We start from the raw sequence: 19,442 nt of genomic DNA on the forward strand, positions 1-19,442 counted from the left end.
CATGGCAGAAGCAGCTAAAATGCAGGTCTCGGACGAGATTGCGATCCAGATCACCGGCATGAACAAGTGGTACGGTCAGTTCCACGTCTTGCGCGACATCAACATGACGGTGCAGCGGGGCGAGCGGATCGTGATCTGCGGGCCGTCGGGGTCGGGGAAATCGACGCTGATCCGCTGCATCAACCGGCTGGAGGAACACCAGCAGGGCCAGATCGTCGTGGACGGGACCGAGCTGACCAACGACCTGAAGAACATCGACAAGGTCCGGTCCGAGGTCGGGATGGTGTTCCAGCACTTCAACCTGTTCCCGCACCTCACTATCCTGGAGAACCTGACGCTGGCGCCGATCTGGGTGCGCAAGGTGCCGAAGCGCGAGGCGGAAGAGACCGCGATGTACTTCCTGTCCAAGGTGAAGATCCCGGAACAGGCGCACAAGTATCCGGGTCAGCTGTCCGGCGGTCAGCAGCAGCGGGTGGCCATCGCGCGGTCGCTGTGCATGAAGCCGCGGATCATGCTGTTCGACGAGCCGACCTCGGCCCTTGACCCCGAGATGATCAAGGAAGTGCTGGATACGATGATCCAGCTGGCGCAGGAAGGCATGACCATGCTGTGCGTGACGCACGAGATGGGGTTCGCCCAGGCGGTAGCGAACCGGGTGATCTTCATGGACCAGGGCCAGATCGTGGAGCAGAACGAGCCGAAGGAGTTCTTCAATAACCCGAAGAGCGAGCGGACCAAGCTGTTCCTGAGCCAGATTCTGGGGCACTGAGCCTTTTGCGCGCTCGGTCTGATTGAGCAGAAATCAAAAGCCCCGTCGAGCACCGCCGGGGCTTTTGCATTTTTGGAGGCTGTCAGGTCGCAGTCCGCGACAGGACGAAGTCGAAGGCCACGTCCAGGAACGGGGTGTCGAAGCCTGCGGCCGGGTCGGCGGGGACCGGCTGGAACTTGGCCATCAGGCTTTCCTTCACCCCGAAGACCGCGTCCGAGCGGATGTAGGGATCGTCAGGGTCGAAGATGTGGGTGACGAGGCGGTCATAGCCCGGGGCCTCGACGATGTAGTGCAGGTGCGCGGGGCGATAGGGGTGGCGGCCGAGTTGGCGCAGGAGTTTCCCGACCGGGCCGTCGTCGGGGATCGGGTAGAATTTGGGCTTCACGCCGCGGAAGTGATAGCTGCCGTCCGCCCCAGTCCGGAACACGCCGCGCAGGTTGAAGTCGGGCTGGATGCCCTTTTGCTGGACGTCGTAGAAGCCTTCGTCATTGGCCTGCCAGACGTCGATCTTCGCGCCCGCGATGGGGTTGCCCTCGGTGTCGAGGATGCGGCCGTGGACGCGCATCGGCTCGCCCTTCTGGTCCAGACAGATGTTGGCGCCCATCGGCAGGTCCGGGGCGTCGGCGACGTGGAACGGACCGAGCACAGTCGACTCCGAAGCGCCCGAGGGTTTGCGGTTGTTAATCGCGTCGACCAGCATCGACAAGCCGAGGACGTCGGACAAGAGGATGAACTCCTGCCGCCAGTCGTTGCACATGTGGCCGGTGTCGGTGAGGAACATGATGGCCTTGAACCATTCCTCCTCGGTCGGTTCGATTTCCTTGACGGCGGCGTGGAGGTGCCGGATCAGGACCGCCATGACCTCGGCCAAACGGGCGTCCTTGGCGGCGGCGTTGCGGCTGATGACGACATCGGCGCTGTCGGCTTCGGTGAAAAATCCCTGTTCGGTCATGTCAGTGCCCCAGAATCTGTTTGAGGACGCGGGTCAGGTCGGCCTCAGAACTGGCCGAGGGCCCGGCGGCCCGCCAGGCGACGTGGTGGTCGGGGCGGACAAGGATACAACCCGCATCGCCAATCTCGCGCGCTTGCGCCCAGTCGCCGACGTGGTCTTCGTAGTCGCAGCGCGGGCCGATCTTCACGCAGCGGATGGGGAGGCCGAGCGTCTTTGTCGCCGCCTCTGCCGCAGCGATCCAAGCTTCGCCGCCGATGCCGGTCAGAAGCGTGAACTGCCCGTGGCCGGTCAGGTCCAGCGTGGAGTGCCGCCCGCCGTGACGGTCGTAGACCCAGGCATGGGGCAGACGCGCGCCGGGGTAGGTGGTGGCCTGATAGTACAGTTCCATGTCTGCGTTGGGCGCGGGCGGGGTCTGACCATCGCTCACCACGGCTGAGGAGGCGTAGCGCTGGTTCATCTCGACCCCGTGGCAGTCGAATTCGTACTTCTTGAACTCGATGGCTTTGCGGAGTGCGGCGCGCTGGGCTTCGGCGGCGGGAGTGGCGTCGCAGCGGGCGGCCATGTTGCGCTGGATCTTTTCGTGGTCGACGCCGCCGTCCATGCCGAGGGCTTCGAAGATCGGACCGAATTCGGCGATCGACTGGTTGGCGCGGGTTACGATCTGGCGCGCGATGGGGGCGCGTTCGGCGCTGTAGCTGTCCAGCAGCTTGAGCGTCGCGTGACCCTTGATGACGGCGGCCAGCTTCCAGGCGAGGTTGAAGGCGTCCTGGATCGAGGTGTTGGACCCAAGGCCGTTAGACGGCGGATGCCGGTGGGCGGCGTCGCCCATGATGAAGGCGCGGCCCTTTTGCATGTGGGTGGCAAAGCAGTTGTTCACCGTCCAGGTGTTGGCGCTGATGAGTTCGATCTCCAGGTCGGGCACGCCGACCAGCTGCCGGGCGACCTGGGTGGCCATGGCGGCATCGACGGTGGGGGCGGGCTGGTTGATGTCATAGCCCCAGACGATCAGCCATTCGTTCCAGGGCCGCACCATGCGGACGAGGCCCATGCCGATGCCGCCGACATCTGCGCCGGGCTGCATGACCCAGTAGAGAACCGAGGGCCGGTGGGCGACATAGCGCGACAGGTCGGCACGGAAGAGGATGTTCATCGACCCGCCGACACCCATCTTGCCTTCGAACGGCAGGCCAAGGTGTTCGGCCACCAGACTGTTGCCGCCATCTGCGCCGACAAGGTATTTCGACCGGATCACGACGTCTTTGCCGGTCAGCCGGTCGCGGCAGGTGGTGGTCACGCCGTCAGCGTCCTGCACATGGCTGAGGTATTCCGTGCTCATCCGGCTTTGCGCGCCGCTGGCGCAGGCGGTCTTGAAAAGGATCGGCTCCATGAAGGTCTGCGGCAGGTCGTTCATCTCACACGGAGAGGCGCGCAGGTGGCGGGCCTTGGATTCGGGGCTGGTGCCCCAGGACTGCATCCGGCCCAGTTCCTCACCCGCCAGGCTTTCGCAGAAGACGTTGTTGCCCATCAGTTCTTGATGCGTCGCATGCAGCATCGCCTCGGCCTCGACTTCGGGGCCAAGGTCGCGCAGGACCTCCATCGTGCGCTGGTTGGTGATGTGGGCGCGGGGGGTGTTGGCCAGCCAGCGGTAGCGGTTCACGACCAGCACCTCGACCCCGTAGCGGGCGAGGAGGGCCGCTGTTGCCGACCCGGCAGGGCCGGTGCCGATGACAAGGACGTCGGTGGTAATATCGGCGGTCATAGGGGTCCTCCTCGTTGGTCAGTCTTCAGGCCGGAATCCAGCCGTAGCGGGCAGTGTCCTTCCCGGCATAGTCGGGGTCGAGATAGATGAAGAGCCGGGTGATCTTGCCGTCCTTCACCGTAAAGCAGTCGCACCAGCGGCCCGCGCCCCATTTGGGCTGATCGGCCATCCAGGGTCCGTCGCGGTGTTCGCCTTCCGAGGTGCCTTCGACGGCAAAGCTGTCGGTGCCGTTCATGTACCAGGTGAAGCCGTCATAGTGATGCTTGATCGACTTCAGCGTGCCGCCGACGTCGGAGAACATCTTGATGACCTCTTCCTTGCCCTTGGCCACGCCCCATTTCGGGAAGAAGACCTCGGCATCGTCCGAGAAGTGGTCAAAGAGGCCAAGCCCTGTGGTGGGCGAGACGCCGCCCGCATCCAGCGACTTCAGATAGCTTTCCGCGACGGCCTTGCGGGCGGCATCATCGTCCTGCGCGGCGGCAGGGGCTGCGGCCATGGCGGCAAGCCCCACAGCCGTCCCGACAAGCGCGCCGCGGCGGGTCAGATCGATTGTGTCAGTCATGCATTCCTCCCTTGGTTGCTGTGCCGGTTAGACGGCGTTGAACTGGAAAAAGCTGCAGCCCGGTCCGGTCGGAAATCAGGCCCCAAAGGCCCCTGGGCGCAAAAAGCATGACCGCGATAGCGATCAGGCCGAGTGTCAGAAGATACCAGGCGCCGTAGTCGGCCAGTGCGGTTTGCAGGCCCCAGAAGACGAGGACGCCAAGGATCGGGCCCTCGATCCGGCCGATGCCGCCGATGACGACGATGAAGATGACATAGGCGGTCCAGTCGGTGACGCTGAATGCAGCGTCGGGCGAGATGCGGGCGGTCTGGACGTAGATCAGTGCGCCGGTAAGGCCGGTCATCACGGCGGCCACCAGGAAGACCGCCCAGCGGACGCGGCGGGCGTCGACGCCGACGGATTTCGCGGCCTCGATGTTGTCGCGGACGGCGGCGAGGGCAAGGCCGAGCCGGCTGCGCAGAAGCGTGTAGATCGCGGCGATGGTCAGGACGGCAAGGGCGAGGGCAAGCCAGTAGGCGAGGATGTCGCGGGCGGCAGCCTCGCGCACCTCGAAAATGGTGCGGATGGTTTCGACGCCGATGATGTCCGACGTCGCTTCACGCGGAAGGCTGGTGCCGGTGCCGCCGCCGAGGGCCTTCCATTGCGCGATCAGCAGGCGGGTGACCTCGGCGATGACCCAGGTGCCGATGGCGAAATAGGCGCCCTGCAGACGGAAGGCGAAGAAGGCGGTCGGGATGGCGAGGGCGAGGGCCGCGATCCCGCCCAAGGGGATGGCGAGGACGGGGTCGATGCCCCAGAGGATGACGCCCGCGAACATGGCATAGGCGCCGATGCCGACAAAGGCCTGCTGGCCGACGCTGACCATTCCGCCGTAACCGGCGAGGAGGTTCCACAGCTGGGCGAGGGTCAGCATGGTCAGGATGAAGAACAGGTCCTGGATCAGGCTGCGTGAGGCGACGGCGGGAAGTGCCATGGCGCCTGCGATCAGGATCAGGGCAAGGATGCCGGTGATCGTGCCTGCGCGGGTGCGGGTGGTGGCGGTGACGGTCATGTCAGTCCACCGCCCTTGGGAAGAGGCCGCGCGGGCGGATCAGAAGGACCAGCAGGAAGGCCAGATGCCCGGCCAGGATCTGCCATTCCGGATTGATCGCCGCGCCAAGCGTCTGGGCGACGCCGATGATGATGCCCCCTGCCAGCGTGCCCCAGAGGCTGCCAAGGCCGCCGATGATGACCGCCTCGAAGGCGTAGATCAGGCGGGCGGGACCGATGGAGGGGTCGAAGTTCGCGCGCATGCCAAGGTAAAGGGCGGCGACGGTGACCACGACCATGGCAATGCCGGTGGCCATGGCGAAGACGCCCTTGGGGTCAAGGCCCATGAGGCTTGCGGTGACCGGATCGTCGCTGGTGGCGCGGAAGGCGCGGCCGAGGGCGGTGGCGTAGAAGATCCGGTTTAGGGCGAGGATGACGAGGACCGCGGAGGCGAAGGTCAGGAGCGGCATCCAGCCAACGGTGACCACGCCAAGGTTCAGCGAGCCGCCCTCCAGCGCGCCGGCGGGGATGCGGCGGGTGTCGGCAGAGAAGGCTTGCAGGAGGCCGTTCTGCAGGGCCACCGAGAGGCCGAAGGTGACGAGGAGGGGCGGGAGGATGTCCTTTCCTAACACGCGGTTCAGGACGTAGCGCTGCAAGGCCCAGCCCAGGGCGAACATCACCGGTGCTGCGAGGAGGGCGGCAAGAAAGGGGTTGAGGCCGAGGGTCGAGACGGCGAGGAGGATGCCGAAGGCGGCGAAGACGATCAGGTCGCCGTGCGCGAGGTTGACCAGGCGCATGATCCCGAAGACGAGGCTCAGCCCGGTGGCAAAGAGGGCGTAGAGGCCGCCGAGGAGCACACCTTGCACGATGATGTCGAGCCAGTTCATGCGGCGGCTCCGAAATAGGCGGCGTGGATGGCGGTGCGGCTGACTTCGGCGGCTTTCGCTTGCAGGGTCACGCGGCCCTCCATCATGCAGTAGACCCGGTCTGACACGGACAGGGCGCGGCCGATGTCCTGTTCGACGACGATGATCGCGGTGCCTTCAGCCTTGATCCGGGGCATGGCGGCGTAGATGTCGCGGATCACCACGGGGGCGAGGCCGAGGCTGATTTCGTCGCAGAGGAGGACCTCGGGGTTCGACATGAGGGCGCGGCCGATGGCGACCATCTGCTGCTGGCCGCCCGAAAGCGCGGTGCCGGGGGCGTTGCGTTTCTCGCGCAGGATCGGGAACAGGTCGTAGATCGTGGTCAGGGACCATGGGCCGTGGGTCTTGCGGACCTGCCCGCCGATCAGGAGGTTCTCCTCGACGCTGAGCGAGGGGAAGAGCTTGCGGCCTTCGGGCACCATCGCGATGCCGCGCTGCATGACCTGATGCGCGGGCATGGCGCCGATGCCGTCGCCGCGATGCTGGACCATGTCGCGGGCATTGCGGAGGACGCCGGAAATCGAACGGAGGAGGGTGGATTTGCCCGCCCCGTTCGCGCCGATCACGGCGACGGTTTCGCCCTTGTCCAGGGTGATCTCGACGCCGAAGAGGGCGCGGAACTGGCCGTAGTTGGCGGTGAGGGCGCGGGTTTCCAGAAGCATCAGATCTCGATCCCCAGGTAGATTTCGCGCACCTCTTTCGAGGCCATGATCTGGTCTGGCTCACCCAACCCGATCACCCGCCCGAAGTCGAGGACGAGCAGCCGTTCCACGACGGCGGTCAGCGCGTGCAGGACGTGTTCGATCCAGATGATCGTGACGCCGCGGGCGTGCAGGCCCTTGATCGTGGCGATCAGGGCCTGGCATTCGCCTTCGGTCAACCCGCCGGCGATTTCGTCGAGGAGGAGGAGTTCGGGTCCCGTGGCCATCGCCCGGGCAAGCTCCAGCCGTTTGCGGTCGAGGAGTGACAAGGCCCCGGCGGGGGTGTTAGCGCGGTGGAAGAGCTCGCAGTCGTGCAGGATGCGGGCGCAATCTTCGACCCCGGCGGCTTCGGGTTGGCCCCGGCCAAAGCTGGCGGCGACGGCGAGGTTTTCGTAGACGGTCATGCCTTCGAAGGGCTGCGGGATCTGGAAGCTGCGGCCGACGCCCATGCGGACCCGCTCCATCGCTGGGGCGCGGGTGACGTCGCGGCCCATCAGGGTGATGGTCCCGGCGTCGGGGGCGAAGTTGCCGGTGATGAGGTTGAACAGGGTGGATTTCCCCGCCCCGTTCGGGCCGATGATGCCCAAGGCCTGTCCCTTGGGGACGGAAAACGAAACGTCATCGGTGACCTTGAGGGCACCGAAGCTTTTCGAGACGCCGGAGAGGGACAGGATTTCAGTCATCGTCAGCTTTCAAGGGATGCCCGGCCCGAAGGCCGGGCAGGGGGGTCAGGCCAGTGCCTCCATCGTGCCGCCGGTGGGGATGTTCGGCGCGGTCTGGTTGTCGACCACGACGAGGTTGAAGGTCCCGTCCGCATTGCGCCGCCACTGGCCGCCGACAAGCTGGGTCTTGCAGACGTTGGTGGCCGCGAAGGGCGGCAGGCCCGCGCCGTCCCAGGCGATCTTGCCGACCATCGTGTCCATGCTGGTCGCAGCGATCGCTGCGGCCACGCCCTCGGCATCCTTGGTGTCCGAGACGCGGCCCATGACGTTGGTCGCGACTTCGAACAGCGAGTGGATGAAGCCAATGGGCTGGGTCCAGGGCCGCGAAGTCTGGGCGGTGAAGTCAGCCGCAAGGTCCGCCGCCGACTGGCCGGTCAGCGAGGATTTGAACGGGTGGGTGCTCGACCACCAGACCTCGGACGACAGGTTGTGGCCGGCTTCGCCCAAGGCCTCGACCGACTGCGGGAAGAGGATGGCCTTGGCCACGGTGATGATCTTCGGGTTGTAGCCCTGCTGGATCGCCTGGTTGCGGAAGGTGGTGAAGTCGGGCGGGATCACCACACCAGTGACGATCTCGCAGTTCGCGGTCTTGAACGCGTTGATCTGGGCGCTGAAATCGTCGGTCAGGTTCTGGTAGCGGCCCGGATCGGTGAGCGTGTAGCCCTGCGCCGCAAAGCCGGGGCCGACGCCCACGTTCGGATCGCCCCAGGCGTTGCCGTCGCCGTCGTTGGGGAAAAGACCGCCCACGGCTTTGTTGGTCTCGATCTGGTTCCACATGTTCAGGAAGACGGCGATGACGTCTTCCAGCCCCCAGAAGTAGTGGAAGGCAAAGTCGAAGGGCTTCCACGAGGCCGGGTCGCCGGGGTTGCCTTGCTGGCCGATGAACCAGGGCTGCCAAGGCGCCTTGGTCGAGATGACGGGCATCCCTTCCGCCTCGCAGGTGGTGGCGACGGGGTTGGTGTTCTCGGGCGTCGAGGCGACGAGCATCAAGTCGATCTCGTCATCGACGATCAGCTCTTTTGCGACTTCTGCGGCGCGGTTCGGGTTCGACTGGCTGTCCTTGACGATGACTTCGAAGTTGGCCCCGGCTTCCGTGCCTAGGAAGGCCTTGATGTTGTAGTCGTCGCTTTCGGCAAAGCCCGCCAGCGGCCCGGATTGTGGGCTGACGTAGCCGAGCTTGATCTTGGCACCTTGCGCGATGGCAGGCGCGGCAAGGCCGGATGCGGCGAAGGTCAGGCCGGTCGCGGCAGTGGAGCGCAGGAATTTCCGTCTGGTCAGCATGGATAGTCCTCCCATTTGGTCAGCTTGCGGGCCGTGTGCCCTCCCAGGCGGCCTGCAAGAGGTTGCGGATGTCGGTTTCGGTGAAGGGTCTTGGGTTCCAGTAGGCGTTCTTCAGGGCGATGGTCGCGGCGCGGTCGAGGTCGGCCTGGGCGAGGCCAAGATCGGCAAGGCTCAGGGGGGCGTTCACGGATTTGGCGAAGTCCCAGAGGCCAGCCCCGGCGGGGGCGCCGAAGACGTCGGAGATCGGTTTCAGGAGATCCGGCACCACGGCCGCGTTGTAGGCGGTGGTGTGGGGCAGAAGGACGGCATGGGTTTCGGCATGGGGCATCCCGAAGCTGCCGCCGAGGACATGGGCCAGCTTGTGGTGGAGCGCCATGGAGACCTGGCCAAGCGCGGTGGAGCAGCACCAGGCGGCATACAGCGCCTCGGCCCTTGCGTCGCGGTTGGTCGGGTCGGCGACCAGAACCGGGATCGAGGTCTTGAAGGCGCGCATGGCGTCGCGGCACATCGCCTCGATCACCGGGTTGCGGTCGGGGGCGTAGAAGGCCTCCATCGCATGGGCGATGGCGTTGAGGGCCGAGGTGACGGTCAGGCCGACGGGAAGCGTAAGCGTCAGGTCGACGTCGTAGATCACCACTTCCGGCCGGATCGCGGGATCGCGGCGGGTGGTCTTTTCGCCGCCAGAGGTTTCGCCCAGGATGTCGGTCATCTCGGACCCGGCATAGGTCGTGGGGATCACGATCTGGTCCGCCCCGGTGCGGACGGCGATGGCCTTGCCGAGGCCGGTGGTGGACCCGCCGCCAAGAGAGATGACGCAATCGGCTTTTGCCTCGGCGAAGGCGGATATTGCCTGTTCGGTGACCTCGACCGGCGTGTGCATCGCGGCACCTGCGAAGACGCCTGCAGCGGAGGTGCCCAAGCGGTCGGCCAGCGCCTGCGCGTCGTCTTTCTGGTTTGGCGTCGACAGGACGAGCGCGCGGGAGTGGCCGAGGCGGGCGAGTTCTTCACCGGTCTGGGCCAAGGTGCCGGAGCCGAAAAGGACGCGGGTGGTGATGCCGGGGAAGGTGAAGGCGCGGGTCATCGCGGGGCCTCCATCGTCACGGGGCGGTCCTCGGCGAGCGCGGCAAGGACCGTCGCCAACATGGCGCGTTCGGCGGGGGAGACTTCATGCGCGCGGCAGGGAAAGATGTCGGAGCGCAGGGAGGCCCCCGCGAGCGCAAGCTCGGCTGCGGCCTCGGCGAAGGCCGCGACAGGAATCCAGGGATCGGCATCGGCGCCGGAGAGGTAGACTGGCAGTTCCCGCAACAGGGCTGCGGGGCGTTGGTCAGCGGTGGTTCCCACCCGGCAGCCGGTGAAGGCGAGGACCGCATCGGCGGGCGATGCCCCGGTGAAGGTGTGTTCAAGGGACAGGCAGGCCCCTTGCGAGAAGCCTGCCAGCACCACGGGGCGGAAGGTCTGCGACCGGACATCGGTCATCACCGCCGCCAATCCCGTCAACGATGCGGCCAACTCTGTCCGCGTCGTGTCGGTCAACGGGTCGATGGCGCGTGCCGCATACCAGCTGCCCCCTTTGGCGCGGGGCAGGATCCAGGCGACGTCGCCCGGCAGATGCTGGACCACATGGTCCAGCATCGCCTCGGGCGACTGGCCCCGGCCATGCAGGAAGACGCATGCGACGCGCGCCTTCTGCAGGGCCGTTCCGGTATGCAGCACGTCAAGCGTCACTGGAACGACGCCTCCTCAAGGCCTTGCATCAGCTCGGCACGGCGGTCTTCGAACCACGGCGGGAACACGAGCGACTGGCCGATGGCGTCCGCAGGCTCGTCCTTGGCCCAGCCTTCCGGGACGGTCCATGCGATCTCGAACAGCGCGCCGCCGGGAGAGCGGACATACATCGACTTGAAGTAGTTGCGGTCCTTCTGTTCCGAGACGTCGGTGAAACCCATCCCTTCCAGCCGCGCCTTCAGGGCGATCTGGTTCTCCTCGGTCCCGGTGTTCAAGGCGAGGTGGTGGATCGTGCCGCCCGCCAGCATCCAGGTGCCCTGCTTGGACACGCGGTCCTCGATAACTTCGACCACCGAATGCGGACCAAGGTTGTCGGGGACCGAGAACATCAGGCCTTCGCCGGTCTTCGCCTCAAGCGTCAGCCCCATGCCGCCGGTGATGAATTCGTCCATGCTGTCCAGATCGAAGACCGCGATGCCGCCGCCGTAGATGCCGCGGATGCCGGTCTGGGCGGTGGTGCCCTGGGCCGGGTTCACGATGGGCGCACGGGTGTCGCCGGGGTTTTCCACCAACTCATGCGGGATGCCGCAGGGGTGCTCCAGCAAGACGCGGGTCAGGCCGAAACGGCTGCCCTTAGTCGCCTTGATGCCGCGCTGGTTCAGCCGGTCGACCCAGAAGTCCGCGCTGCCAACCGGGATCGACAGCATGATCGTGCGGCTTTGGTTGGTGCCGCGACGGCCGTAGATGCCGGGTTTGCGGAACGGGAAGGTGGTGACGATGGTCGAGGCGTCGCCGTTCTTTGACCCGTAGTACAGGTGATATACCGGGATCGTGCCGTCGAACAGAACAGTGCGCTTGACCGAGTAGAGGCCAAGGGTCTTGGCGTAGAAGTCATAGTCCTCCTGCGCGCCGTCGGTCGACAGGGTCAGGTGGTGGTAGCCGCTGACAAGGGCATTGGCCATGATCGTGTCCTTTCACATCGTGGTTTCGGGGTTTGCCCCGCCCGCGTGGCCATCGCGGACAAGAACGAGAGTGAGGTCCAGTGCGTGTTTCGCAGTCCCGCCCGGGGGCAGGCTGCGAAACTCGGCCAGAAGTTCGGGCCGCACGCCGAACAGCGCATCGCGGCCGATGGCCGGGTCGTCCCTGTCGAAGACATGGGTGACGAGTGTCCGGAAGCCGGGGGCCGTCACCTTGAAATGGACATGCGCGGGACGCTCCAGCCGCAGGCCAAGGCGGTTTACAAGGCGACCCACCGGGCCGTCCTCGGGCAGGAAATAGCCGCGCGGCTTGATGGTGCGGAAGGTGAGGCGGCCTTGCGCGTCGGCCCGCATCCGGCCGCGCAGGTTGAATTCGGGCTGCAGGTCCGGGTCCTGGTTTTCATAGCGGCCATGGGCGTTGGCCTGCCAAACGTCCACCAGCGCATCGGGAACCGGGGCGCCCTGCAGTTCGGTGACGCGGAGGGAGACCTCCATCGCCTCGCCCACCCCGTCGCGCGACAGGTTTGACCCGGGAGGCATTTCCGGGACGTCGGCACGGTAGAACGGGCCGGCCAAGGTCATCGGCGTCGCACCTGACGGGCAATCCGCATGCAGTTCCTCCACCCGGGTCGAGACGCCGATCACATCGGCCAGAAGCACCCATTCCTGCCTCCGGTCGTCCGAGGCGTGCCCGACCTCGGTCAGGAATTCGACGACATGGCGCATTTCGGCCGGCGAGGGTTTCAACTCGACCACCAGGTCATGGATGCGCCGCACGATGGCCAGAAGCGACAGGCCCAGCCTTTCCGTCTCGGCCGCGGCAAGGCGCAAGCTGAGTTCGTCCAGCACGTCGGTCTGCCGCTTTTCGGGGGTCGATCCGTCCATGCCTCAGCGGGCCTCCCCTCCCGCAGACAGAAAGATGCGACCGGGATGCGGAAAGTTTAATGAAAATTGCGCAGTCTATTATACCATGTTGGTATGAAGCTGAACGAATCCCATCTCATGCAACTTGCTGCCGTACTGGACGCGGGCACGATCAGTGGCGGCGCGCAGGCGCTGGGTCAGACGCAGCCCGCGGTCAGCCGGTCGCTGGCCATGCTGGAGGCGCGCGTCGGCCAGCCCCTGTTCGTCAAGGGCAAGCGGCCTTTGCAGCCGACACCTTTGGCTGCACAACTGGCGGCGCATGGCCGGGCGATCCTGACCGCCTCGCGCCGGGCGACGGATACGGTGAAGGGGTTTCTGTCGGGGACGAAGGGGTTGGTCCGCGTCGGGGGCGTCCCGTTCTTTATGGACGCGATGATCAGCCGGATGATCGCCGAGTTCCAGAATGTCGAGCCGGATGTGACCGTGCAGCAAAGCTATGGCAACCTGCCCGACCTGACCGCGGCGCTGGAGGACGACCTGATCGACCTGGCCATAGTGCCGATGGGGGCGCTGGAGGCCCCCGCCGGTTTCGAATTCACCGAAATCCTGCCGGGGCGGAACGTCGTGTCCTGCCGCACGGGGCATCCGCTGCTGCGCAAGCTGCGGCTGCAGATCTCGGATCTTGGGGATTACCCTTGGGTCGCGCCGCTGCCGGGATCGCCGCTGATGTCGGACCTGCATTCGATCCTGCTGGCGAACGGGATGTCCGAGATCAGCATCCGCTATTCGGGCGGCAGCCTGATGAGCGTCATCAACTACATGTCCGAGACCAACGCCCTGGCGGTGCTGCCGTTTTCAGTGGTCTTCGCCCAGCGGAGGGAACAGCGGATCACGGTCCTGCCGCTGGATATTCCGCAGCCGAACCGCAGCCTGGGCATCCTGCGCCGGGTGACCCCGAACCGCCCGCAAGCGGCGGACAGGCTGGCAAGTTTTGTCTGCTCGGCCTTCGAGGACCTGAAGCATCTGATCAAGCGGCACGAGAACGCAGTCGTCTGGGGCTGATGTCAGTACCTTGGTGGTGGCGCAGCAGTGTGCTTGACGCGGAAATGGCGGACCCGTTGGCCGCCATTTTTCTCCTGCGATCAATCGCGGTTGATCGCCTTCAGGCGCAGAATACTCAATGCATCCGCGTGATTTTTCCAAGGACGTGCTTCGCTCCGTCGCAAGGCATGGCAAGCTGACGCACAGTTATTGGTGGGTGGTATTGGGGGAACGCCGAGGATCGCGGCAGAACTTGGACCGCTTGATTTGAAACGGCTTGTCCACTCAGGGGACAGGATTAGCGTAATGGTTCCTGTCGGAGGTGTTGCGGGGCTGTTTCTCCAGCTGACACACCGCGAGTGCGACCGCGGACAGGAAGGTCTTGGCAGGCCGGGCGGTCTCAAGCCGATTGATGGGTCCTGACCCGGAGAGGTGGCGCTCTGTCGGAAAGTGGTTGTGGACCGAGGCATTTACTGAGGCGACCTTCCCTAACGTTCTCCTGCGCAGGAACCGCAATATCGCCCATTCGCGTCGACCGCCCTGGGTGGCAGCACGGCAAGTTCTTCCGCCAACACCCCCTGCGCTCAGGTCAAGCGGGCCAGCAACGCCTTCAGAATGGCCTGTTCCTCGGGCGACAGGGGGTCCAGAGTGTCCGCAGACACCTTCAGCGCGGTCGACGAGCGCGCCGCAAAAAGCGTCGCTCCGGCATCGGTCAGGCTGACGGTCAGGCGGCGGCGGTCGTCCGGGTCGGCCGCGGTGGCGACAAACCCCAGCCTTGCCAGTCTGTCCACGACGCCCTTGATCGTCGCTGCATCCATTGCCGTGGCTCTGCCAAGGTGATTTTGCGACTGCGGCCCGGATTCCATCAGCCTGGCAAGAACCGCGAACTGCGTTGTGGTCACCTCGGGGATCGCGGCGGCGAAGATCGCCAGATGTCGCTGCGTCACCCGTCGCAGGACAAAGCCGATCTGGTCATCAAGGATATAAGGCTCTGCCCTATTCATCCAAGTTCGATACGCGCTGTGATCCGGCTAAGCAAGATTGTTGACTGGCGCAAGACTTGGTCGCAATCTTGTTTCTATACAAATGAATTCAGGGCCAGTGATGACTGACTATGCCCGCCCCGAGACGATGACGGAAGCACTGCGCCTGATGGCCGGGGGCAACTGGCGCGTGTTGGCGGGCGGCACGGATCTTTACCCCGGAGCGGGCTCCAGACTTGCGGGGCCTCTGCTGGATGTGACGGCAATTCCCGGTTTCTCCGGGATCTCGCAGGGCGGTGGCCTGCGGATCGGTGCCGCCACACCCTGGTCGGTGATTGCTGCAGCTGATTTGCCCCGTGCCTGCGATGCGCTGCAGCAGGCTGCCCTTCAGGTTGGCGGACGGCAGATCCAGAATGCCGGCACAGTTGGCGGCAACCTTTGCAACGCTTCGCCCGCTGCCGATGGGGTGCCGCCGCTTCTGGCCCTGGATGCCGAAGTGGAATTGCTTTCGGCAGGCGGAACCCGACGGATCGACTTGAAGGATTTTCTGTTGGGACCGCGCAAGATCGCGCTTGAACCTGGCGAGATCCTGGCCGCCATCCTGATCCCCGACAGTGCCTTACGCGGGCGGTCGGCGTTTCTGAAGCTTGGCGCGCGAACACATCTTGTCATATCGATTGCGATGGTCGCGGCGCGGTTGGAGATCGAACGCGGATACGTGTCCGAGGCCGCGGTTGCGGTTGGGTCCTGTTCGGCGGTTGCGGTCAGGTTGCCATTGGTCGAAACAGCGCTGCGCGGAAGCGCCGTGGCTGAAGCGGTTGGCAAGGTTTCCGCGCCCGACGTGCAGGAAGCGCTTGCCCCAATCGACGACGTCCGCGCGACCTCGGCTTACCGACGCGAAGCCGCCGTGGAACTGGTCCGCCGTGCTGTGGCCGAGGCGCTGGCATGATTGCCTTTACGCTGAATGATGTACGCGTGACGGTGGACGCCCCACCGACCGAACGCTTGTCGGAAACCCTGCGCGAGCGACTGGGCAAGACCGGCACGAAAGTCGGCTGCGACGCGGGGGATTGCGGGGCCTGTACCGTGCTCTTGGACGGCGAAGCGGTCTGCGCTTGCCTGACCCCGGCCGCCCGCGTCGCGGGACGGAATGTGACGACCGTCGAGGCGGCGACACCTGACCTTGATCGCTTGCGCTCCAGTTTTCTGGCGCACGGAGCGGCGCAATGCGGAATATGCACGCCCGGAATGCTGATGACGGCGGCCGAATTGCTTAAGCGGAGCCCACAGCCTTCGGCGTCAGAGGTCGAGACCGCGCTTGGCGGCGTTCTTTGCCGCTGCACGGGGTATCGCAGCATCATCGCCGCGGTCGTTGCAGCAGGACAAGCCGCGGACACTGCGGTGTCGGATGGCGGAGTTGGGGCGTCTGTCCAGCGTCTGGATGGCGCCGCCAAGGTTGCCGGTGACAGTTTTGGCGCCGACGACTGGCCCGTGGGCGTGCTGGTCGTGAAAGCCGTGCGCTCTCCGCATGCTCACGCGGCCTTCCAGATCGGCGCGCTTGAGGCGTTTCGCAGCCGCCCCGGCGTCGCGGGGATCTTCACTGTGGACGACATCCCGGGCCGCAATGCGTTTTCCGTCATCCCGCCCTTTGCCGACCAGCCCGCGATTGCGGCATCCCCCGCGCGGTTCCGCGGGGAGTGCGTGGCTTTGGTCGCGTTCGAGCCTGGCGCCGATCCTGACCTGTCGGGATTTCCGATCCGTTGGGACCCTCTGCCAGAAGTGACAACGCCGGAAGAAGCTGAACGGGCGAAACCGCTGCATCCGGGTCGCCCCGGCAACCTTCTGATCGAAGGGCGAGTGACAAAGGGGGACGCGGCCGCCGCGCTTGAAACCAGCGCGCATGTCGTCGAAGGGCAGATGACCACGGCCTTCGTCGAACACGCCTATATCGAACCCGAAGCAGGTTCTGCATGGATGGAGGGCGACACGCTTGTCATCCGGGCCTGCACGCAAGCGCCCGCAATGGACCGCGAAGACACGGCCGCAATCCTTGGCCTGCCGATGGAACGGGTCAGGATCATCCCTTCGGCGGTCGGTGGCGGGTTCGGGTCCAAGCTCGACATTTCCCTGCAGCCGCTGATTGGGCTCGTGACACTGAAGACCGGCCGACCCTGCCGCATGGTCTATTCGCGCCAGGAGAGCATGACCTCGACCACCAAGCGGCATCCTGCGGAAATGCGCGGGCGTATTGGCTGCGACAGCAGGGGGCGGATCACAGGTGTTGAGTTCGAAGGCCGTTTCAACACCGGGGCCTATTCCAGCTGGGGGCCGACGGTCGCAAACCGTGTGCCCGTCCATGTGTCGGGTCCCTATCTGACACCGAACATCACAGCCAGGGCGCGGGCGATCCATACCCATGGACCTGTATCGGGGGCCTTCCGGGGGTTTGGCGTTCCGCAAGGGGCGCTCTGGCAAGAGACGCTGTATGATCGTCTGGCCGAGAAGGCCGGTCTGGATCGGCTTGAGTTCCGCATCCTGAACGCACTGCGCGATGGCGATGTCACGGCAACCGGACAGAGCTTGCGGGCGACCGGGATTCACGACTGCCTGACGGCGCTGCGCCCGCACTGGACACGCGCCTTGGCCGAGGCCGGTCCGGGGCGCGGGGTCGGCGTCGCATCGTGCTGGTATGGCTGCGGCAACACGGCGCTGCCCAACCCCTCGACGATCCGCATCGGGATTTCGCATCAGGGCGAGGTGGTCCTGCATCAGGGCGCGACGGATATCGGACAGGGGTCAAACACCGTCATCGCCCAGATTGCCGCCGAAGCCCTGGGGCTGCCGCTGTCGAATTTTCGCCTGGTCGGGCCCGATACCGCGCTGACCCCCGATGCGGGAAAGTCATCGGCCAGTCGGCAGACCTATGTCACAGGCCGGGCAGCCAAGGCCGCAGCAGAAGGCTTGCGCGCCGCGATCCTGCGCCGGGCGAATGCAGGTCAGGGGGCCGTGTTGTCGCTAGAAGGGTCCTCGCTGCTTGTTCGCACGGGCGCGACGTCCAACCGGCTTGACCTTGCCACCCTGCCGCCTAATCCCCACGGCCTCGCCCTGTCGGCCGAGGCAACCTACGATCCGCCGACCACACCGCTTGACGCCAACGGTCAGGGCGCGCCCTACGCGGTCTACGGCTATGGCGCGCAGATGGTCGAACTGGAAGTCGATCAGGCACTGGGAACCGTCCGCCTGTTGAAGATCACCGCTGTGCATGACCTGGGCCGGGCGATCAATCCGATGCTGGCTCGTGGCCAGATCGAGGGCGGCATCGCGCAGGGCATCGGCCTTGCCTTGATGGAAGAATATCTGCCTCACCGGACAGAGAACCTGCACGACTACCTGATCCCGACCTTCGGCGATGTGCCACCCATCGAAAGCATTCTGGTCGAAGTGCCCGATCCCGAAGGTCCGTTCGGCGCCAAGGGCCTGGGTGAGCATGTGCTGATCCCGACCGCCCCCGCGATCCTGAATGCGATCCGCCATGCGACGGGCGTGGAGATCACCCAAGTCCCCGCGCTACCGCACCGACTGCGCGCGGCAATTGATGCGCAATCCTCTGTCCCCAACTATACTCGGGGTCTTGAGGGTGATCCCCAAAAGGTGGCCCGATGACCGAGGCGCAGGAAAAGATCCGATGCGATGCCTGCCCGGTGATGTGCTACATCGCGCCCGGACAGACCGGGGCATGCGACCGCTATGCCAACGAGGGCGGGCGGATCGTGCGAACCGATCCGGTTGTGATGCTGTCGCATGCGGTCGAGGCCGGGGGGTGGGTAGTCCCCTTTGCCGTGCGGGACTGGGACGGATCGCCCGTGCCCGCCGATGCCTTTGTGACCGGGATCGGCTCCGGTACAACCTATCCAGACTACAAGCCTGCGCCCTTCATCGTGTCTTCACATGTAGATGGCGCGGATATGGTCACGGTCGTGACAGAGGCGATCTTTTCCTACTGCGGGGTCAAGGTGAAGATCGACACCGACCGCTTCCTGGGTCCCGAAGGCGCGGTGGTCCGGGTTGAAGGAGAGCCGGTCGGCCATGTGACCACCGCAGAGTACGGCTCGCAAATGCTGTCGCTTGGCGGGGTCCATCACCTGACTGGCGGTGGCAAGGCGGAAGGCAGGATCACTTGCGCCGCCATGCTGGCGCTTTGCAACGGCGAAGCGGTCGAGATGGAGATCGAAGGCGGAAGCCGCGTCACGGTCCAGGCGGGCAGGGCGCCCATCGTGGATGGGGTGCAGGAACGCCGGATGCGGGTCGGCTGCGGCTCGGCCACGATCGGCATGTTCGCCGTGCAGTGGCAGGGGCTGGTGGACGAAGTGGTGGTGGTCGATGACCACATCACCGGCGTGGTCAGCGAGCATCAGGCCGGAAAGGTCATCGGCTGGGAGCCGACCGGGATCAAGATCAAGGGTCACCGGTCCACACCGGGCCGCTACTTCCGGGTCTCGGAGCCTGGGCAGGGTTGGGGCGGAACCCGGCTGACAGACCCGCTGGAGATCCTTGGCGACTGGAACCCCAAGAAGGGCGCGCGGCCGGGCTTGCGTTTGCTGATGGTGTCCACGACGGGCGAGGAGTTTGCTTACTATGTGCTGGACGCGGGCTTGCATCCGGTGCGGCAACCCTTGCCCGACAGCCTGCGGAAGTCGGTCGATCTCATTGCGGAGAATTGCGAGCCATCGCTTTGCACGGTCCTCTTCATGGGGGGTGCGGGGGGCAGTCTGCGGGCTGGGGTGACCAAGAACCCGGTGCGTCTCACACAGTCGGTGCAGGGACGGGTTACACGCCTGACCAGCGGCGGGGCCGAGACGTACGTCTGGCCCGGTGGCGGCATCACCTTCATGGTGGACGTGACGCGCCTGCCGAAAGGTGCCTTCGGCTATGTGCCGACCCCGGCGCTTGTTGCGCCCCTGGAGTTCACCTTGCCGCGTGATGCCTACCTGGCGATGGGCGGGCACGAAGACAGCATCCGCACGCTCGTCCAGTCAGTGATCGAGGGTGGCGAGTACCCGACTAGTGCAAGGGTCGAACCATGGCCCGAATGAGCAGCGTCCGTGAAAGCGGGCGGCCCGACTGGCGCCCACAACCGCCTGCCAATTTGCC

At 65.5% G+C, this 19,442-nt stretch carries 18 protein-coding genes; 5 read left to right on the forward strand and 13 right to left on the reverse strand.

Going from position 1 to position 19,442, the window contains the following annotated elements; translation table 11 throughout:
- Nucleotide 1 precedes the first annotated feature (1 nt).
- Entirely contained in the window at nt 2-769 is a 768-nt protein-coding gene (locus E8M84_RS05900; RefSeq protein WP_137110221.1) for an amino acid ABC transporter ATP-binding protein, read from the forward strand.
- An 82-nt stretch (nt 770-851) separates the two neighbouring features.
- Here E8M84_RS05900 and E8M84_RS05905 read toward each other — a convergent pair whose 3' ends face one another.
- From E8M84_RS05905 to E8M84_RS05960, 12 genes are read right to left on the reverse strand one after another with little or no spacing between them, the layout of a single operon-like run.
- A complete protein-coding gene (locus E8M84_RS05905; protein WP_137110222.1) occupies nt 852-1,721 on the reverse strand; it encodes an intradiol ring-cleavage dioxygenase in 870 nt (289 codons plus the stop codon).
- A gap of 1 nt (nt 1,722) precedes the next feature.
- Nucleotides 1,723-3,480, reverse strand: a complete 1,758-nt coding sequence (locus tag E8M84_RS05910) for an FAD-dependent monooxygenase (protein ID WP_137110223.1) — start codon at nt 3,478-3,480, stop codon at nt 1,723-1,725.
- Between the two features lie 25 nt (nt 3,481-3,505).
- A complete protein-coding gene (locus tag E8M84_RS05915; protein ID WP_205914564.1) occupies nt 3,506-4,042 on the reverse strand; it encodes a nuclear transport factor 2 family protein in 537 nt (178 codons plus the stop codon).
- On the reverse strand, nt 4,035-5,093 hold the full coding sequence (locus E8M84_RS05920; RefSeq protein WP_137110224.1) for a branched-chain amino acid ABC transporter permease: 1,059 nt from the start codon (nt 5,091-5,093) through the stop codon (nt 4,035-4,037). The genes E8M84_RS05915 and E8M84_RS05920 overlap by 8 nt, the downstream gene beginning before the upstream one ends.
- Before the next feature lies 1 nt (nt 5,094).
- Nucleotides 5,095-5,958 carry a branched-chain amino acid ABC transporter permease gene (locus E8M84_RS05925; RefSeq protein WP_137110225.1) on the reverse strand — a complete coding sequence of 288 codons (864 nt, stop codon included), beginning with the start codon at nt 5,956-5,958 and terminating at the stop codon, nt 5,095-5,097.
- On the reverse strand, nt 5,955-6,662 hold the full coding sequence (locus tag E8M84_RS05930; RefSeq protein ID WP_170971888.1) for an ABC transporter ATP-binding protein: 708 nt from the start codon (nt 6,660-6,662) through the stop codon (nt 5,955-5,957). Before E8M84_RS05930 ends, E8M84_RS05925 begins: the two co-directional genes overlap by 4 nt.
- Nucleotides 6,659-7,381, reverse strand: a complete 723-nt coding sequence (locus E8M84_RS05935; RefSeq protein WP_137110227.1) for an ABC transporter ATP-binding protein — start codon at nt 7,379-7,381, stop codon at nt 6,659-6,661. The genes E8M84_RS05930 and E8M84_RS05935 overlap by 4 nt, the downstream gene beginning before the upstream one ends.
- Before the next feature lie 45 nt (nt 7,382-7,426).
- The gene (locus E8M84_RS05940) at nt 7,427-8,701 is read right to left on the reverse strand and encodes an ABC transporter substrate-binding protein (RefSeq protein ID WP_137110228.1); all 1,275 of its coding nucleotides are present in this window, start codon (nt 8,699-8,701) and stop codon (nt 7,427-7,429) included.
- A 19-nt stretch (nt 8,702-8,720) separates the two neighbouring features.
- Entirely contained in the window at nt 8,721-9,782 is a 1,062-nt protein-coding gene (locus E8M84_RS05945; RefSeq protein ID WP_137110229.1) for a maleylacetate reductase, read from the reverse strand.
- Nucleotides 9,779-10,426: an alpha/beta hydrolase gene (locus E8M84_RS05950; protein ID WP_137110230.1), complete on the reverse strand. Its 648-nt coding sequence runs from the start codon at nt 10,424-10,426 to the stop codon at nt 9,779-9,781. The genes E8M84_RS05945 and E8M84_RS05950 overlap by 4 nt, the downstream gene beginning before the upstream one ends.
- Entirely contained in the window at nt 10,423-11,388 is a 966-nt protein-coding gene (locus tag E8M84_RS05955; RefSeq protein WP_137110231.1) for a VOC family protein, read from the reverse strand. Before E8M84_RS05955 ends, E8M84_RS05950 begins: the two co-directional genes overlap by 4 nt.
- A gap of 12 nt (nt 11,389-11,400) precedes the next feature.
- Entirely contained in the window at nt 11,401-12,288 is an 888-nt protein-coding gene (locus tag E8M84_RS05960; RefSeq protein ID WP_137110232.1) for a dioxygenase, read from the reverse strand.
- Nucleotides 12,289-12,405: 117 nt separating this feature from the next.
- On the opposite strand from E8M84_RS05960, the gene E8M84_RS05965 reads away from it, so the two are divergent.
- The gene (locus tag E8M84_RS05965) at nt 12,406-13,329 is read left to right on the forward strand and encodes a LysR family transcriptional regulator (protein WP_240790291.1); all 924 of its coding nucleotides are present in this window, start codon (nt 12,406-12,408) and stop codon (nt 13,327-13,329) included.
- Nucleotides 13,330-13,892: 563 nt separating this feature from the next.
- Here the strand turns inward: E8M84_RS05965 and E8M84_RS05970 are convergent.
- The gene (locus tag E8M84_RS05970) at nt 13,893-14,312 is read right to left on the reverse strand and encodes a MarR family winged helix-turn-helix transcriptional regulator (RefSeq protein WP_137110234.1); all 420 of its coding nucleotides are present in this window, start codon (nt 14,310-14,312) and stop codon (nt 13,893-13,895) included.
- 100 nt (nt 14,313-14,412) lie between these two features.
- Between E8M84_RS05970 and E8M84_RS05975 the strand changes: the two genes are divergently transcribed.
- From E8M84_RS05975 to E8M84_RS05985, 3 genes are read left to right on the forward strand one after another with little or no spacing between them, the layout of a single operon-like run.
- Nucleotides 14,413-15,240 (forward strand): xanthine dehydrogenase family protein subunit M, encoded by an 828-nt coding sequence (locus E8M84_RS05975; RefSeq protein WP_137110235.1) that lies wholly within the window; start codon nt 14,413-14,415, stop codon nt 15,238-15,240.
- Complete coding sequence (locus E8M84_RS05980) at nt 15,237-17,954, forward strand: molybdopterin cofactor-binding domain-containing protein (RefSeq protein WP_137110236.1); 2,718 nt, start codon at nt 15,237-15,239, stop codon at nt 17,952-17,954. The genes E8M84_RS05975 and E8M84_RS05980 overlap by 4 nt, the downstream gene beginning before the upstream one ends.
- Entirely contained in the window at nt 17,951-19,384 is a 1,434-nt protein-coding gene (locus E8M84_RS05985) for a 6-hydroxynicotinate reductase (protein ID WP_137110237.1), read from the forward strand. Before E8M84_RS05980 ends, E8M84_RS05985 begins: the two co-directional genes overlap by 4 nt.
- Nucleotides 19,385-19,442: the final 58 nt, after the last annotated feature.

The organism is Rhodobacter sp. SY28-1 (assembly GCF_005222785.1).
Lineage (GTDB): Bacteria > Pseudomonadota > Alphaproteobacteria > Rhodobacterales > Rhodobacteraceae > Tabrizicola.

Excerpts from the sequence above, each read along its gene's own strand:
- E8M84_RS05965 (WP_240790291.1), top strand. The coding sequence starts at position 12,406 with ATGCAACTTGCTGCCGTACTGGACGCGGGCACGATCAGTGGCGGCGCG.
- E8M84_RS05955 (WP_137110231.1), bottom strand. The coding sequence starts at position 11,388 with ATGGCCAATGCCCTTGTCAGCGGCTACCACCACCTGACCCTGTCGACC.
- E8M84_RS05970 (WP_137110234.1), bottom strand. The coding sequence starts at position 14,312 with ATGAATAGGGCAGAGCCTTATATCCTTGATGACCAGATCGGCTTTGTC.
- E8M84_RS05910 (WP_137110223.1), bottom strand. The coding sequence starts at position 3,480 with ATGACCGCCGATATTACCACCGACGTCCTTGTCATCGGCACCGGCCCT.
- E8M84_RS05900 (WP_137110221.1), top strand. The coding sequence starts at position 2 with ATGGCAGAAGCAGCTAAAATGCAGGTCTCGGACGAGATTGCGATCCAG.
- E8M84_RS05985 (WP_137110237.1), top strand. The coding sequence starts at position 17,951 with ATGACCGAGGCGCAGGAAAAGATCCGATGCGATGCCTGCCCGGTGATG.
- E8M84_RS05945 (WP_137110229.1), bottom strand. The coding sequence starts at position 9,782 with ATGACCCGCGCCTTCACCTTCCCCGGCATCACCACCCGCGTCCTTTTC.
- E8M84_RS05975 (WP_137110235.1), top strand. The coding sequence starts at position 14,413 with ATGACTGACTATGCCCGCCCCGAGACGATGACGGAAGCACTGCGCCTG.
- E8M84_RS05935 (WP_137110227.1), bottom strand. The coding sequence starts at position 7,381 with ATGACTGAAATCCTGTCCCTCTCCGGCGTCTCGAAAAGCTTCGGTGCC.
- E8M84_RS05915 (WP_205914564.1), bottom strand. The coding sequence starts at position 4,042 with ATGACTGACACAATCGATCTGACCCGCCGCGGCGCGCTTGTCGGGACG.
- E8M84_RS05940 (WP_137110228.1), bottom strand. The coding sequence starts at position 8,701 with ATGCTGACCAGACGGAAATTCCTGCGCTCCACTGCCGCGACCGGCCTG.
- E8M84_RS05980 (WP_137110236.1), top strand. The coding sequence starts at position 15,237 with ATGATTGCCTTTACGCTGAATGATGTACGCGTGACGGTGGACGCCCCA.
- E8M84_RS05960 (WP_137110232.1), bottom strand. The coding sequence starts at position 12,288 with ATGGACGGATCGACCCCCGAAAAGCGGCAGACCGACGTGCTGGACGAA.
- E8M84_RS05905 (WP_137110222.1), bottom strand. The coding sequence starts at position 1,721 with ATGACCGAACAGGGATTTTTCACCGAAGCCGACAGCGCCGATGTCGTC.
- E8M84_RS05925 (WP_137110225.1), bottom strand. The coding sequence starts at position 5,958 with ATGAACTGGCTCGACATCATCGTGCAAGGTGTGCTCCTCGGCGGCCTC.
- E8M84_RS05920 (WP_137110224.1), bottom strand. The coding sequence starts at position 5,093 with ATGACCGTCACCGCCACCACCCGCACCCGCGCAGGCACGATCACCGGC.